The organism is Pseudomonas sp. BS3767 (assembly GCF_900099665.1).
Lineage (GTDB): Bacteria > Pseudomonadota > Gammaproteobacteria > Pseudomonadales > Pseudomonadaceae > Aquipseudomonas > Aquipseudomonas cerasi.
The window spans coordinates 280,999-295,676 of record NZ_FNCX01000001.1; the positions used below are offsets into that span (position 1 = coordinate 280,999).

General features: G+C 60.0%; 15 protein-coding genes. 13 read left to right on the forward strand and 2 right to left on the reverse strand.

Annotated elements, in window-relative coordinates; translation table 11 throughout:
- Window positions 1-6: 6 nt before the first annotated feature.
- The 13 genes from BLR16_RS01225 to BLR16_RS01285 are packed head-to-tail and all read left to right on the forward strand — an operon-like array spanning window position 7 to window position 12,882.
- A complete protein-coding gene (locus BLR16_RS01225) occupies window positions 7-474 on the forward strand; it encodes a type II toxin-antitoxin system RatA family toxin (protein WP_005732080.1) in 468 nt (155 codons plus the stop codon).
- Between the two features lies 1 nt (window position 475).
- Window positions 476-1,585: an SDR family oxidoreductase gene (locus tag BLR16_RS01230; protein ID WP_058396940.1), complete on the forward strand. Its 1,110-nt coding sequence runs from the start codon at window positions 476-478 to the stop codon at window positions 1,583-1,585.
- 34 nt (window positions 1,586-1,619) lie between these two features.
- Entirely contained in the window at window positions 1,620-2,636 is a 1,017-nt protein-coding gene (locus tag BLR16_RS01235; protein WP_074807660.1) for a fatty acid desaturase family protein, read from the forward strand.
- Window positions 2,637-2,640: 4 nt separating this feature from the next.
- Entirely contained in the window at window positions 2,641-3,153 is a 513-nt protein-coding gene (locus tag BLR16_RS01240) for a dCTP deaminase (RefSeq protein ID WP_004667600.1), read from the forward strand.
- A gap of 2 nt (window positions 3,154-3,155) precedes the next feature.
- On the forward strand, window positions 3,156-3,833 hold the full coding sequence (gene dcd / locus BLR16_RS01245) for a dCTP deaminase (protein ID WP_074807663.1): 678 nt from the start codon (window positions 3,156-3,158) through the stop codon (window positions 3,831-3,833).
- On the forward strand, window positions 3,823-5,718 hold the full coding sequence (locus BLR16_RS01250) for a PEP/pyruvate-binding domain-containing protein (RefSeq protein ID WP_060707744.1): 1,896 nt from the start codon (window positions 3,823-3,825) through the stop codon (window positions 5,716-5,718). Before dcd ends, BLR16_RS01250 begins: the two co-directional genes overlap by 11 nt.
- The gene (locus tag BLR16_RS01255) at window positions 5,715-6,893 is read left to right on the forward strand and encodes a hypothetical protein (RefSeq protein WP_074807666.1); all 1,179 of its coding nucleotides are present in this window, start codon (window positions 5,715-5,717) and stop codon (window positions 6,891-6,893) included. Before BLR16_RS01250 ends, BLR16_RS01255 begins: the two co-directional genes overlap by 4 nt.
- A 24-nt stretch (window positions 6,894-6,917) precedes the next feature.
- Window positions 6,918-8,054, forward strand: a complete 1,137-nt coding sequence (locus BLR16_RS01260) for a hypothetical protein (RefSeq protein WP_058417196.1) — start codon at window positions 6,918-6,920, stop codon at window positions 8,052-8,054.
- Window positions 8,051-9,097 carry a hypothetical protein gene (locus BLR16_RS01265; protein WP_074807669.1) on the forward strand — a complete coding sequence of 349 codons (1,047 nt, stop codon included), beginning with the start codon at window positions 8,051-8,053 and terminating at the stop codon, window positions 9,095-9,097. Before BLR16_RS01260 ends, BLR16_RS01265 begins: the two co-directional genes overlap by 4 nt.
- A 12-nt stretch (window positions 9,098-9,109) precedes the next feature.
- Window positions 9,110-9,697 carry a dephospho-CoA kinase gene (locus BLR16_RS01270; protein WP_074807672.1) on the forward strand — a complete coding sequence of 196 codons (588 nt, stop codon included), beginning with the start codon at window positions 9,110-9,112 and terminating at the stop codon, window positions 9,695-9,697.
- On the forward strand, window positions 9,694-11,277 hold the full coding sequence (locus tag BLR16_RS01275; protein ID WP_074807675.1) for a hypothetical protein: 1,584 nt from the start codon (window positions 9,694-9,696) through the stop codon (window positions 11,275-11,277). The genes BLR16_RS01270 and BLR16_RS01275 overlap by 4 nt, the downstream gene beginning before the upstream one ends.
- 38 nt (window positions 11,278-11,315) lie before the next feature.
- Complete coding sequence (locus BLR16_RS01280) at window positions 11,316-12,113, forward strand: HAD-IIA family hydrolase (protein ID WP_058396932.1); 798 nt, start codon at window positions 11,316-11,318, stop codon at window positions 12,111-12,113.
- Between the two features lie 28 nt (window positions 12,114-12,141).
- Window positions 12,142-12,882 (forward strand): GntR family transcriptional regulator, encoded by a 741-nt coding sequence (locus BLR16_RS01285; protein WP_058417162.1) that lies wholly within the window; start codon window positions 12,142-12,144, stop codon window positions 12,880-12,882.
- A 106-nt stretch (window positions 12,883-12,988) separates the two neighbouring features.
- Here the strand turns inward: BLR16_RS01285 and dhaL are convergent, their stop codons facing one another.
- Both dhaL and BLR16_RS01295 read right to left on the reverse strand, forming a co-directional pair.
- Complete coding sequence (dhaL, locus tag BLR16_RS01290; protein ID WP_003434015.1) at window positions 12,989-13,639, reverse strand: dihydroxyacetone kinase subunit DhaL; 651 nt, start codon at window positions 13,637-13,639, stop codon at window positions 12,989-12,991.
- Window positions 13,640-13,642: 3 nt separating this feature from the next.
- Window positions 13,643-14,644: a dihydroxyacetone kinase subunit DhaK gene (locus BLR16_RS01295; protein WP_010202455.1), complete on the reverse strand. Its 1,002-nt coding sequence runs from the start codon at window positions 14,642-14,644 to the stop codon at window positions 13,643-13,645.
- Between the last annotated feature and the right edge of the window lie 34 nt (window positions 14,645-14,678).

Below are 14,678 nucleotides of genomic sequence, written 5' to 3' on the forward strand. Positions count from 1 at the left end.
GTTCCTATGCCTGATGTATCAACCAGTGTGCTTCTTGGTGACTTCGAGCCTGGCGAAGTGTGGCCGATCCTCTCGGACTTCGCCCGCTATCCCGACTTCATGAGTGATGTGCTGGAGGTGATCGTTCACCCCCGGCAGAGTGAATATGTCTCCAGTACGTGGCGCGTGCTGATCAATGGCAGCGAGCTGACCTGGACCGAGCAGGACTGGCTCGTGACCAACGAGCGCATCGAGTTCAAGCAGACCGATGGCGACCTTGAGGTCTGGTACGGCGAGTGGCTGCTGATACAACGCGCCGATGGCTTGCATGTGGACCTGAATGTCACCTTCGACCTTGGCATCCCGTCGCTGGCCGAGGTTTTGCACCCCATAGGCGAGCGCGCGATTCGCGCCAATAACATCCAGATGCTCGACGGTATACGCAATCAATTGCTCGCTCGCCGTCATCAGCGGGTTGCGGCAGGGGGCTGTTGATATGCGTTCGACACTGATCATCACCGGTGCCAGCGGCGCACTGGGCTCCTGGTTCGTGCGCGACTGGCTCAGTCAGCATCCGGAGTCGCATGTCATAGCCTTGTGTCGTTCCGGGCAAGCTGCCAGTCGCTGCCTGCAAGACTTGCCAGTGGACAGTCGCTCGCGACTGGAGTGCCGGATCGCCGACCTTACCGACGCAGCTTCCCTGAATGCGCTGGTGGACGCCATGCCAGCCATCGAGTGCGCCACGGCGGTCCACCTCGCTGCCGATGTGGCCTGGGACAAGACGTTCGAGGAGATGCATGAGCTGAATGTCGAAGGTGCGCAGCTGTTCTGCAGTTTTGTTCAGAAACTGGTGCGCAAGCCTCACTTCATCTACGTGTCCACGGCTTTCACGCAGTGTGAGGGCTGGACCTATCGCAACGGTTATGAGGAAAGCAAGGCCGCTGCGGAGCGGGGTTTACGTGAAACCTTCGGCAGGCAAATGCCGATTTCCGTATTCAGTTGCAGCCTGGTCATCGGCGCTACGAGCGACGGTGCGATCAGCCGTTTTCATGGCCTGTATCCGTTGATTCGCTTCATCAATTCCTTCTCACCGCCGTTTCTGGTCGGCAACCGCCAGGGGCTGTTTGACCTGGTGCCTATCGACTGGGTGGTCGACGAATTGATCCATCTGGTCAGTCATTGCGTGGCCGGTGGCGAAGCGCGTGAGGTCGTCGCCTCGGCGGGGGATGCACGCCTGCCTTATGAGCAGGTGATCCGCATCATCGAGTCGCGCGTCGACCATGCTCGACAGCAGGCGGGTATTGCGCCCTTGACCCCGGCACCGATCCTGCGCAGTCGGCAATGGGCGTTCCTCAAGCGCTCGCTGGTTGCATGGCGGCCGGAGGGTATTTCAACCAGAGATTTCCGCTATTTCGAGCGCTTGTTACAGATCTATGGCGTGTACGCCGAAAGCGATCTGGTCAGACCCCCGTTGAATGTCCGGCACCCGGCACCCAGCGCAGAAATATTTTTACCCAGAGCGGTGGATTACTGGCTGGCTCATGCGCCCGATGCGCGGCTCAGCCTCGACAGGCTTGTCGCGAAGTCAGCGGCAATGCACGGCTAGCAGGCCCTTTCAACGATTGAACGGGAGATGGAAGATGGAAGACACAATCGAACTCGACACGATGGACAGTGGCGCTTACGACCGACGCTCGGAGCGCGCCAGGTTGGCACGCGACAACCTGTCACTGACCTCGGATCTCAAGCAACTCAGCAACTGGCGGCAGGCATTGCAGATAGGCGTGCAGTGGGCGGTGATCGTCGCCGCAGTCACGCTGGCTGAAGTCAGCGATTCGACGCTGGTTTGTATTATCGCCGTAGTCGTCATTGCGACGCGACAGCACGCGTTGCTGGTACTCATGCACGACGCGGCGCATTTGCTGATCAGCCGTGGCAAGCGGCGTAACGACCTGATCTCCAACGTCTTTCTGACGTTCCCTCTGACATTGAGCACGTCACGTTATCGGGCCCACCATATTGCCCATCACAAGCACCTTAATACGCCTGCCGACCCGGACTACGCCGATGCGTTCGCACCACCGAGTTCGATGTTGTTCTGGCAGGCCTTGCTGCGCGACATCAGCGGGTTGTCGACCCTGCAATCGTTACGCACGATGGACAGTTTCAGCGTGATCGGGCTTTTCACCAGCCCTTCGCCCGCGACCCGCACCGAGCGCTATCAGGCTTTGGCTTTTTATGCCTGTGCAGTGCTGCTCATCAGCGCTTTCAGTGCCTGGCCGGGCGTGCTGTTGTACTGGCTGGCACCGCTGGTGTTCTTTCTTCCGCCGATTCTGCGCATTCGCAGTCTGTCGGAGCATGCCGGGCTCTCGACCCGGAGCGTGAAGCGCGATGCACGCAGCGTCAGCCCGGGCTGGCTGGAACGAGGGTTGTTTGCACCGTGCAATATCAACAGGCACTGGGAGCACCACCTTTTTCAACAGGTGCCCAGCTATCACCTGGGCACCTTGTCGCAACGCCTTGCTCAGCGCCTGCCAGGCTCGGCCGCCGCCTGCAACACCGAAGGCTATCTTTGGGGCGCGCGCAGCATGCGGGCCGAATTGTACGGTGCGAACGGGCAGGCACGCGCCGTGGCGTCTCTGGATCAGGAGGCTTGAACCCATGATGCTGACCGGTTCTGAAATAGTGAAAATGCGCGAGGTCGGCAGTGTCGTCATCGAGCCTTTCGACCCCATTCATGTCGAGGTCAATTCCTACGGCTGTCACCTGGCGGATCTGCTTCTGGAGTACCGCAGCGACCGCATCGATCCTCACGGGGAGCTGGAGGTGGTCGAGCATCATATTCCGCCCGAAGGCTTTGTGTTGTACCCCAACCGCTTTTACCTGGGCGCCACGGCCGAGCAGATCGGCGGTATCGATTTTGCCAGTGAGCTTTACGCCAACGTTTCCACCGCCTCCTGTGGCGTTTTCATTCAGACCAGTGCGCCGCTCGGCCACACCGGCGCGGCCATCAGCTGGACCCTGGAGATCGTCGTTACCCAGCCGGTGCGGGTCTATGCCGGCACCAAAGTGGCCAAGGTCTGCTTCTGGGCAAACTTCGGCCTGACCACCTGTTATGCGGGACGCTACTTGGGCTCCAAGAGCACCGTGCCCTCGAAAATCATTCTGGATTGACCATGATACTGACCGGTAGTGAAATCGAAAATCGTGTGCGTTCGGGTGAAATCGTCATCAGTCCTTTTTCCCATGAGAACGTCAATCCCAACAGTTACAACTTCCGCCTGCATGACCAGATGAAGGTCTACGAAGACGATGTGATCGATGTGCGCGCCGAGGCGTCCACCCAAACCATCGAAATCGGTCCGGAAGGCTATGAATTGCAGCCGATGAAGCTGTACCTGGCTTCAACCATAGAAACCATGGGCAGCACCCATTTCGTACCCACTTATGCGGCGCGTTCCTCGATTGCAAGACTGGGAATGTTCATCAACCTGTCGGCCCCACTGGGCGACATTGGTTTCGTCGGACGCTGGACCTTGCAGTTGTATGCGTTGAACCGCATCCGTGTTTACCCCGGCATGAACATCGGTCAGATGATGTTCTGGAACGTCAAAGGCGATATCGAGCTGTATTCCGGGAAGTATCAGGGCGCGACCGAAGCCTTTGCGTCACGCATATTCATGGATTTCGAAAAGACGCCACGCCCACAGCCACTGGTGGTGCCCAATCTTGCGCCGTTTCCGGTTCTGGCAGCCCAGGAGGACGTTGATGCAGTCCCGGATGCACTGGCCAGTGGGCCCGCTCGGAGAGCCACTGACCTTCCACTGATAGCAGGAGGCCGTCGTGTCCAGTAAATACTCAACCCTGCAACAGCTTGCCGATACATTGCCGGTGCCGCCCCTGAGCGCACTGGACGATGCAGACTACCGCGTGCTCTGGCACGACTTCGCAGACCGCAAAAAGGCTATTGAAGACACGCTGAAAACCGTGCGCATCACCGCAGGTGCCTTTCTTGACGAGCACATGGACAGAATCGCCCGGCTGGCCGAGTTTGAATGGAGTGAGGCTGCCGACAGCCATCTCCAGGCGCTGCTTGAGCAAGCGGGCTTTGATGCCGGCAGCGAACTTGCCGTACGTTCTTCGGCGAATATCGAAGATGGTAATCAGCACAGTTTTGCCGGGATTTTCAGCACACACCTTTCGGTGCAGGGTTTGCCAGCGCTCAAGACGGCGGTGCTCAATGTATGGCGCTCCGGAGTTTCCCGGCAGGCCATTCTGGAACGCCTGCGAGCGTCGATGCTGGAAACGCCGGTCGAGATGACGGTGATCGTGCAGCGCATGGTCAAGGCCCGCTTCGCAGGCGTTGCCTTCAGCCATGATCCGCTGAGCGGGGAGGCAGTAACGCTGATTGAAACCGTCGCATCGCTGGGCGAAGCGATGGTCTCCGGGGTAGAGAAGGGCATGTCGGCGCGGGTCAGCGACCAGCAATTGCTGGGTTGTGACCCCGCGCTGGAGCCTCACAAGGCGTTGCTGCTGGAGGTGGCGACACTGGCTGCCAATGCATCTGCGGCGCTGGGGCTGCCCGCCGATATCGAGTGGGCGGCTGATGACCAGCAACTCTGGCTGCTCCAGGCAAGGCCCGTCACCAGCCTGCGCGAAGCACGCAGCCTGGAGCCGGTCCTTGAGTGGGCCGAACTGTATATCGCCAGTGATGATGCGCTGATGGATTTCCGGCCATTGCCTGCCTTTGCGCAGTATTTTCGAAGCAAGCGCCGCCCGCTGGCGTTGTTCGCGCAAACCCACGGCGTTTCTGCGGGCCAGGCGCTGTTGGTCAAGGCAAACCGTCAGGGACTGGTCGAGCCAGCAATGAGCCAGGTGCTTTTGGACCGACTCAATACCGATCAGGTCGTGCTGGACTTCTCCGATCAGGTACGCCAGCAGATCCTCGAGCGCGGCGCATTGCTTGAACGACTGCTTGAGCTCAGTGATGAGCGGGTGGTGTGTTTTGTGGTCCGCGAGTTTCTGAAAGGTGAAACAGGGCTTATCACTCAGGCGTGCGATGACGGCTCCACGACCTGCGAATGGTCATCGGAAGGCTTGCTGGCGATCAATCGCGGCATCGCCGGAACGCAACGCGCCCGGCTGGTAGCGCACGATCCGACTGGCCCGGCAGATGCCCTGCAATTGCACAGCATTACTCACGCCGCCGGCGAACTGTTGGGCTCGGTGCAACTGGAGTGGGTGAGAGCGGGCGAGCAGCTGCACCTGATTGATTTCTCGCCGTTGTCGACGTTCGTTCAGGTAGAGGACTCAACGGAAATCCGTCTGATTTCGCCAGGTTATGCCGACGGGCCGGTGGTGCTGGTCACGGCGGGGCGACAGCTGGAAGAACTGAGTATCTCGGCCACCGTGTCGATCAATTCGATCCCCACGTCCAGCTCTCTGGGGGCTGAACTGGAGGAGCTTGAGCGGCAACTGCGTGCTCATGACGGACAAGCCATTGTCGTCTCGCCACGCCCTTATGCGGCACTGGCGGCGTTGCTGCCGTTCGCGCGCGGTTTTGTCTTCGAGCAGGCGTCCATGCTTTGTCATCTTTCGATCCTGTTGCGTGAACACGGCATACCTGCCGTGGAGTCCGAGGCGCTGTATCAACAGGGTCTTGCCGGACAACGGATCACTTTCAGTCAGAGCCCGAAGGCGCTGCCTCACGCTGTCAACGAAGTACGGGAGCTACAATGACTACGGATATTTCACTGCTGTTCTTCGATCCGCACACCCTCAACGGCAGCCTTGATTCTGCGCTGGTTGCAATTGTCGACACAGAGGCTGCGCGGGCCCGTCACTCGGACAACGGTCTGTTCATTCCCAGTGGTACGTTGCATGCGCAGTGGCTTTCCAACGCTCATCACACCCATGTGCCGATGCCGATGAAGGACTTCGACTTTCAAGTCTTCAATGCCGGGCAGCGCAAGCGTACGCAAGACAGCCGTTCACGCATGCATGTGCTGGACCCGACGCTTCACCGTCGGCCGTCCGATCAGGCGCTGATGGCCACTCTGGCGGTGACGCATCACCTCGGTAAATGCAGCGTTTATCACTACGTTCACGAGGGTGAAGCCGGGGCCTTGTTCCTGCACTTGATGGAGGTCGAACCGGTCGAGCGTGCTTCCTGGAGGGCCTGGCAACGTTTGGCCCGATCCGCTGCTGCGCGCGTGGCTGTTTCGCAACCGATGCTGAGTGATGACTGCTGGTACGTGCGCTGGCGTCCGGAAATGGAGCTGGAACGTAAATTCACCTCGTTTCAGATACCTGACATGTGGCAGTTGTCCACCGCGATGCACAAAGCGTTCGGAGAGGGCGCTTTCAAGGACCTGGTGCTGGAAATCGACCGTGACTTTCAAACCTACGATTATGAATCGCACATTTTCGAAGTGACGGGCGACCCGCTCGAAACCGGTTACATCTCGTTCATTCCTCAGGCCGATGGGCTTATGGCGGTCAAACGCAAATGGTTTCTCGAAAACGCCGAATTGCGCCGCGAAGACTTCAACACCGATCAGCCGGTGGCGTTTGCCGATATCGAAACTCACGCCCGCTCGATGACCTCGGCAAATCTGTGTCGGCTCAAGCCGTTCAGGCGCACCCGGATCGACATCAATTTCGAATCGCTGAGGACCGGCAATGGTTTTGGCGCGTATTTCGATGTCTGCCGCATGGTCGACGGGAGTGCGGAGTTCGCCCAGGTCGAAGTCGAATATTGCCGCAGCAGGACCCTGCACACGCTGCGCGAGGTGGAGGAAGACTTTGAAACCGTATCCAACGTAATGCGCGACTTTCTGGCGGAGCGGCATCCGCCGTTTCAGCAGGATCTCTATTCGAAACTCGACTTTGCCCGTGAGGCGAGTCGGCTCTGAATTCACTTTGCCGGGGAGATGAGCATGTCGCAATCCACGACCACGCAGACGGCTATTGTGTTCGGTAGCTGGAAAATCCGTCATCAGGAGCCGTTCGGCAGCGATGACCACACGTTGTATGCCATTGCCGCGGACACGGCGTTGCTGGGTGAGCTGACCGCCGTCGCTGACCTGCGAGGCCGCCATCGGGTACTGGCACGTTGGGATGCCGACGGGGCGATGTTCCTTGAGGATTCGCACGGCGCGCTGGGCGATGAAAGCTGCCAAAACCTGTCCGGTGCCGCCATCCCGCTGGCGATCATCCGCTTGCAGGCGGACCGGGTGTACATCAGCCATTTGCTCAATCGCATTGATGTGCATCGTTCGCTGTTCGTACAGCCGCCCCTCGAAATCGAGCAGCCTGCCGTCCCGCAAAACCTGTTGATCTCGCTGCGCAATGCGTTCGAGCGCAACCATCTGGCGATCAACAATTGGGAATGTCGCTACGCCACCAGCGAACAGACCTACGTCGAGTCCATCGAGATGGCACCTGATTGCCATGCGCGGATGCTCGGCGAGGCCTGGTTCGATGCCAGTTTCAGCCCGGCAATGGCGCCGTTCACCAGCCAGTGCGGTGACGAATTTCAGGTCTGGGATCATCAGGTGACCGCCGCCCGTGATGAAGACGGGGGCTATGTGTGGGTCGAGCATTGCAGCCGCAAACGCAAGCTGGCGGTCAATGAGCCCATCGTGCAGTTGTTTCGCAGTGCCCCGGGCAACCTGTCGGGCACCGTAAGGCACCTGTCGCTGGGCTCTCCGACGCTGGAGGCTATGGCCATGAACATTGACAGCACGTTGCAGGCACTTGGTGAGTACCGACGTTATGCGTTCAGTGCCCCGTGTGAATCCGTGGACAGCGGCAACCTCTTCGCGATCACCTTCGAGACCTGCATGCCGCTCGATTCGCAGGCGGGGAGTACGACGCGCGGTGAGGTACGTTTTCTCAAGTGCCGGGGCGCACTGGACTCTCAGTCGATCGATGCCGATCTGCGCAGGCTGATGGAGCATCTGCGGGCATTTCTGAGCGAACGTCGCCAGGAATGCTGGCCCCTGACTGACCGCTTTGCCTTTCTGCATTCGCCATCGCCCTTTATCACCACCCGGGAGAGCCTGTACTCATGAGCCGCTATCTTTGCAATGGACGCTATCGATTCGAACTGGATGATCAGACCTCGGGCTCCGCACTGGCCCAGCGGCTGCGAGTCTTCCTCGCACCTTACTTTGCCGAAGTCGCGGACGACGGCCAGACCACCGTCGACTTAAGGATCCGGCTGCACGACAGCACCGCCTTCAAGCAGGAATGGATTGGCCTCTGCGTGACGCCTGACATCATCCGCGAAACCTACGCCCCCGGCTTTACCCTGCGGGTGTTGCGTGGCCATGACCCGGACACAGGTCTGGATTACGCTTGGGATGCCGATACGCGAGTCGGTTACCGGATTGACCGGGCGCGTCACACTGTGGATTTTCACGGCGACGAAAATGCATTCATCCACTTGATCGAGCTGGTGCGCTACTACGGCCTGCTGGTCGAGCAGGCCAAAGGCAGTGTGATCATGCATGCGTCGGCGGTGGTCGGGCCAGACGGTGGAATCGTTGCAATCGGCGGTGCGAAGGGAGCTGGCAAGACCACTACCATGCTGGATCTGGTGCTGTCCGAGGAGTATCTGTACTTCTCCGGTGACAAGCTGTTGCTGGACTGTATAGACGGCCGGGTTCGTGCCCGTGGCTGGCCGGACTACCCGCATGTCGGTGTCGGCACGTTGCGTACACACCCCGAACTGGCCAAGCGACTCGATCTGGCTGCGGTGGCCGATGACCTGTCGATTGCACACACCGAAAAACGCCTGTGCATGCCTGAAACCATGCGCGCCGCACTCAAGGCCAGCCCGGAAGGCTGTGGCTGGCTGGAGACCGTGATCCTGCCCAACGTGGCGACGCGGGGCAAATTGCGGGTCGATGCAATGGGCCGCGATGCGATTCTGGAACAGATTCACTCACCCACGCTCTTCGAGTGGCCGCATCGTTTCGTTACCTCGACCTGGCACGGTTTGCTGGATGCCGGTTCGCTGACCGACAGCGTACCGCCGCAGATCGTCCGTGGGCTGCTCGGTGTACAGTGGCAAAGCCGTGTGGGCGTGGCGCGCGAGCTGATCAGCGCCTGATAAGGAGATCCTATGAACCACGCTAACCAATTGCGTCTGGCACTGGTGGCCCCCAGCGGTTCCGGGAAGAGTACAACCGCTGAATTGCTGCGTGAGTATTTCGAAACGTCAGGGCTGTCGGTCGAGGTCATCAAGCTCGCCCAGCCCCTGTATGAGTTGCAAGGCATGTTCTATGCGCAGGCCGGGGTGCAAGTGGCGAGCGGCAGCCAGAATCAGCGTTTGCTGGAGTGCATCGCACGCGAGCTGAGGGATCTGGACAGTCAGTCGCTGGTCACGAACTTCGCCCGACGATTGGCCCGGTGCTGCGCGCAGGTGGTCATCAATGATGACCTGCGCGACGACACGGTCGACTGGCCGTACCTTCAGGCGCAAGGCTTTCAGGTGATCAAGGTGCTTGCCGATTCATCCGTGAGACAAACGCGTCTGGGACAGCGAGGCGACATCAGTGTGGTGGAAAACAGCGCACTGGATCTGCAGATGCGCCGGATCGAAGCGGATTATGTACTGCCCAACAGCGGTTCTCTCGAACAGTTGAAGCAGCGTGTTGCCGTGGTGGCCCGGTGGGCGTTGGACAACTCTCAACGCCGGATCGCTTCATGAGGGGCGCTGATCCGTTGGTATGGCTGTTGATCGACGGGTTGTCGTGGGAGCTGGTCAAGCGTTACCGGGCACGACAGCCTGGACGGCCCTCGGCGCAGTGGCCGTGTTACCCCTTGCTGCCACTGTCGCCCAATTGCCAGACCCCGCCCTCGCTGTTGTCGATCTTCAGCGGCGCACCGGTCAGCGAGCACGGTTTGATGGGCTATCTCGTGCCTGCGCCAACGCCGCAGGACTGCCTGGCGGTGACGGATGCCTTTGAGGTCTGGCCGCGCCACATCGATATGGTCTGGGATGAATGGGCGCGCCAGGGCATCACCTTCCGCCTGTGTGCCGTGCCCTTTGTCCAGCCCGACAGGCTGGGTGATGCATTGCTTGGACAAAGCTGCGTCTACCAGGGTTTTTCGCTGCGTCCCGAGGTCATTGAAAACGGTGGCTGCCTGCGTATCGAGGCCCTGGATGTGGTTGCCAGGGTCAGTCTTCAACAGGACGGTGCGGTGCTGGACTGGCCAGAGAACCACGGCCGTGCCCCTTGCCCATTGCCGCTGGGCAGCACGATACACGTGCCGTTGTCGCGGCAGGCCCCGGGCAATGTATGCAAGGCGATTGCAGTGCGCGCGGTGCACATCGAAAACCGTGTTTGTGTGATCAGCTTCGGTTACCGTGAGGTCCAGGCGCTTGATCTGCAGGGCGACGCCGGCAAGGCTTACGTGGCCAATGACCTGACGGTGCTGTATCGCACCGGACAGCTTGGCAAGCGGCTGGATGAGGGCGGGCAGGGCGCTGCGGAATGGCTGCTGCTGGAACTGATGCGCGAGATGCATGAAAGCTTTTGCGACGACATTGTCGGCGCAGTCAGGGCCGGTGACGCACGGCGTGTCATCGGTTATTACCCGGTGGTGGATCTGCTGTCACATCATCTGCTCAAGTACCTCGCGCAAGACTGGGCCAGCGAATTGATGCAAGCAGTTGGGCAACGCCTGTTCGACGAGATAGCGGGGTGGGTCGATGAGCTGATCCTGCGCTGCGTCGATGCCGCGGGTGGCGAAGTACGCTGCGTCGCTCACTCGGATCACGGCATGGCACCTGTCCATCACGATCTTTACCCCAACAGTTTTTTCGAGCAGCAGGGCTGGCTGGTCTATGACGCATCAGGCGTGCCGGATATGCACAAAAGCGCGGCGCTCTTTCATCCGGCCGACAACGGTCTGGTGCTGTTCAACACCGGACGACTGGCGCTGTCCGGACACGACCCTGGCTCAGTGACCGACGCCTGGCGCAAAAGCCTCGCACAGCCGTTTCGAGATGAGTGGACGATGTTCGAGTGCGCCGGCGGGCAGGTCTTTGCTGAAGGCTGGACGGGCGGCTGCTACTGGCAGGCCCCACGCGGCACGCGACTGCTGGCCGCTCGTTCAGAACACGCCGTTCGCCTCAGCCGAAAAGGTGGCGATCACACGGTATTCGCCAATGACCCGTGGTTGCGTGGCGTGTTGCTGGACGCCAGCAGCACGCCGTTGCCACGGCCTGCCGACGCTGAAATGACATTGCCTGCGATTCGCCAGTGGCTCACAGCCACATTCTGACACCTGACTCGATACTTTCAGCCACAGGGAGCTTATCCATGCGCTTCGACAGCCTGCTTTTCGATATTGACGGCACACTCATGCTCAAGGGACAGCCTCTGCCGGGCGCAGCCGATGCATTGAGCTTCGCGCGCTCGCAGGGGTTAAGGCTGCAATTGCTGACCAACACCACGGCGAAGATGCCGGAGGCGCTGGCAGAGGAGCTTTGCCACGCCGGAATCGAGGTCGTCCCCGACGAAATCCAGACCGCCACCACGGCGTGTCTGGGCTATCTGCAGCAACATCCGCACCTCAAGTGCCATTTGCTGGTCCCCGATTCGATACGGCCGGCGTTCAGCGGCATCGTTACAAACGATAAGAACCCGGACGTAGTGGTCATCAGCGATATCGGCGAAGCCTTCGACTACGCCACGCTGAATCGCTGTTTCCGTATGTTGCGAGGCGGTGCTCGTCTCATTGCGCTGCAAAAAAACCTGTTCTGGTTCGATCGTGACGGGGAGCGCCTCGATTGCGGCGCCTTCATCGTCGGGCTTGAGGCCGCAGCACAGGTACAGGCCTTGGTCATGGGCAAACCGTCACCGATGTTTTTCGAGGCTGCCTTGCGCAAACTCGATACCAGCGCCAGCCGCACACTGGTGGTGGGCGACGACGTTCTGACTGACTGCGCAGGGGCGAAAGCCGTCGGTGCCAGCAGCCTGTTGGTGCGTACCGGAAAATATGACCCGAAGCTATTCGAGGCCCATCGGCAAAACGTGGATGCGGTGATTAACGGGATTGCAGATTTCCCACGCTGGTGGATGTCCGGCAATACCGCAGGTCATCTGCGCCAAGGTTAAGTAACTGGATTACAAGGACGAATCATCAATGCAGACAGCATGCGCCAAAAAATTGAAAGAGCGCTCGGAAACCATGTCCGAGCGGATTTACGCCCTGCTCAAAGAAGACATTTCCGAGTTTCGTCTATTACCCGGCGAGCGATTTACTGAAGGTGAAGTGGCCGAGCGTGTTCAAGCCAGCCGTACACCGGTCAGGCAGGCATTGTTCCGGCTGGAGCAGGAAGGCTATGTGGAGGTTTATTACCGAAGCGGCTGGCAGGTGCGGCCCTTCGACCCTCGTCACTTCGAGGAACTGTATGACGTTCGGGTGGTGCTCGAGCTGACGGCGCTTGCCAGGCTGGGTTTGATGAACCTGAGTGTCGAGCCGCTGATCGACGAACTCATACGCACCTGGCTGGTGCCGAAAAGCGAGCGTTTGAGAGACACCGATCTCTTGGCCGGGCTGGGCGAACGGTTCCATTGTGCGTTGGTCGAGGCAGTGGGTAACCGGGAAATGGCCAGGCTGCATTACGAGATTACCGAGAAGACCCGAACCATCCGGCGTCTCGAATTCAGCGCCTCCAGAATCGATGCAACGTATGAAGAGCATGGCAGTATTCTGAAGGCCCTCCTGCAACGTCGGCCGCGACAGGCGCAGCAATTGCTGGAAGCGCATGTCGAACTCAACAAGGAGGAGGCGCGCAGAGCCACCCAGCATGTCTTGCGGCGCGCGCGTTACTACGCCGAAAAGAACGGCGAGCCCGCCCGGTTGCGTGCGCAGGCGCAGTGAGGGGTTGCTGCTGTATAGATCCTCGCGCAGGATGGCCGGCGAGGCGCTGCCGGAAGCACAGCGCCGCGAGCGGCGGATTCGATTCGAGCTTTGATAGTGCGGTGTTTTAACGGTCTTTCAGCCTCGGCTGCACTGAATCCGCCAGTTGCGTCAGTATCAGGCAGCACGACACCGCGCCTGCATCCAGCACGCCGAGCGAGCGTTCGCCGAGGCGACTCGCCCGGCCTATCTTCGCGATCAGATCGCGGGTGGAATCGCGCCCTTGTGATGCTGCGCTTTTCATTGCATCGAGCGCTGCACTGAATGATTCACCCCGGGCGTGGGCCTGCTCGAAGGCTTCGACGGCCGGAATCAGTGTATCCATCAGGCATTTATCGCCGACGCCGGCTTCGGTGATGTCCTGCAGTGAAGTGAGGCCGCCACGCAGCAGTTTGGCGAAGGCCGCGGCATCGATCTCCTCGCAGCCGCGTACCTGATCGGCCATGCCGATAAACAGGCTGCCATACAGCGGGCCCATGGATCCGCCGATGCCTTCCATCAGGCTCAGGGTCAGCTCATCCAGCGCCTCGGCGAGGCTCAATTGGCGGTCTTCGATGGTACGGCCGCAGTGGGCGAAGCCCTTGGCCATATTGATGCCATGGTCGCCGTCACCGATCGCGCCATCCACTTCGCTGAGGTATTCGCGGTTGGCGACGATCACGCTCACCAGGTCGGCAACGATGGCAGTGCCATGTTGGGTAGAGAATTGCTCGCTCATGGTTCACTCCGCCTGGGTCATTCCGATGGAACGGCAAGGGTGGTCGATCAGGGTTTTCAGTTCGGCGTCCAGGCCAAGCAGCGTCAGGGTTACCCCCATCATCTCCAGCGACGTGAAGTAATTGCCCACGTAGCAACGATGGATTTTCAAGCCCCGAGCCTTCAGCAGACGCTCCACTTCGGCGTAGAACACGTAGAGTTCCATTACCGGTGTTGCTCCGAGGCCTGAAACCAGCACGACTACGCTGTCGTCCACGCTGAAATCCCGGTCGGCCAGAATCGGCGCGAGCATGCGTTCTGCCATGGCCGCCGCAGACTCGATGTCGATGACTTCGATACCCGGTTCGCCATGGTGACCGATGCCCAGCTCCATTTTGCCGTCGGGGATCTGAAAGTTGGGTTTGCCGACCGCCGCGATGGTGCAGGGCGTCAGGCCGATACCGATGGATCGGCATTGATCCACGGCCTTTTGCGCGACACGGATCACACCGTCCAGATCGTAACCGTGCGCGGCCGCAGCGCCGCCGACCTTCCACATGAAAATTTCCCCGGCCACTCCGCGTCGCTTGGCGATATCGGCTTTCGGCGCCGAGGCCACATCGTCGTTGGCCACCACGGTGCGCACTTGCAGGTCTTTGCTGGCGGCCATTTTCATCGCCAGCTTCACGTTCATATTGTCGCCCGCGTAGTTGCCGTACAGGCAGGCGATGCCTGCCCCGTGATCGGCCGCGCGAAAGGCGTCGAAAAAGCTCTTGGCAGTAGGCGAGGAAAAAATCTCGCCGACCGCTACCGCATCCACCAGCCCTGGACCGACATAGCCGAGAAAGGCCGGTTCATGACCCGAGCCGCCGCCGGTAACGATACCGACGCGCCCTTGCTCCGAAGGCCGGGTTTTGCTGATGACCCGTGGATTACCGTCACTTTGCGACAGTTCGGGGTGCGCTACCAGAATGCCGCGCAGCATGTCCTCGACCACTTGGTCCGGATCGTTTATCACTCGGTTCATAACGCGATTTCCTGTGTTCTTTTTATAAGGATCG

Excerpts from the sequence above, each read along its gene's own strand:
- BLR16_RS01260 (WP_058417196.1), top strand. The coding sequence starts at position 6,918 with ATGTCGCAATCCACGACCACGCAGACGGCTATTGTGTTCGGTAGCTGG.
- BLR16_RS01225 (WP_005732080.1), top strand. The coding sequence starts at position 7 with ATGCCTGATGTATCAACCAGTGTGCTTCTTGGTGACTTCGAGCCTGGC.
- BLR16_RS01265 (WP_074807669.1), top strand. The coding sequence starts at position 8,051 with ATGAGCCGCTATCTTTGCAATGGACGCTATCGATTCGAACTGGATGAT.
- BLR16_RS01255 (WP_074807666.1), top strand. The coding sequence starts at position 5,715 with ATGACTACGGATATTTCACTGCTGTTCTTCGATCCGCACACCCTCAAC.
- BLR16_RS01240 (WP_004667600.1), top strand. The coding sequence starts at position 2,641 with ATGATGCTGACCGGTTCTGAAATAGTGAAAATGCGCGAGGTCGGCAGT.
- BLR16_RS01280 (WP_058396932.1), top strand. The coding sequence starts at position 11,316 with ATGCGCTTCGACAGCCTGCTTTTCGATATTGACGGCACACTCATGCTC.
- BLR16_RS01270 (WP_074807672.1), top strand. The coding sequence starts at position 9,110 with ATGAACCACGCTAACCAATTGCGTCTGGCACTGGTGGCCCCCAGCGGT.
- BLR16_RS01285 (WP_058417162.1), top strand. The coding sequence starts at position 12,142 with ATGCAGACAGCATGCGCCAAAAAATTGAAAGAGCGCTCGGAAACCATG.
- BLR16_RS01230 (WP_058396940.1), top strand. The coding sequence starts at position 476 with ATGCGTTCGACACTGATCATCACCGGTGCCAGCGGCGCACTGGGCTCC.
- dhaL (WP_003434015.1), bottom strand. The coding sequence starts at position 13,639 with ATGAGCGAGCAATTCTCTACCCAACATGGCACTGCCATCGTTGCCGAC.
- BLR16_RS01295 (WP_010202455.1), bottom strand. The coding sequence starts at position 14,644 with ATGAACCGAGTGATAAACGATCCGGACCAAGTGGTCGAGGACATGCTG.
- BLR16_RS01275 (WP_074807675.1), top strand. The coding sequence starts at position 9,694 with ATGAGGGGCGCTGATCCGTTGGTATGGCTGTTGATCGACGGGTTGTCG.
- BLR16_RS01235 (WP_074807660.1), top strand. The coding sequence starts at position 1,620 with ATGGAAGACACAATCGAACTCGACACGATGGACAGTGGCGCTTACGAC.
- dcd (WP_074807663.1), top strand. The coding sequence starts at position 3,156 with ATGATACTGACCGGTAGTGAAATCGAAAATCGTGTGCGTTCGGGTGAA.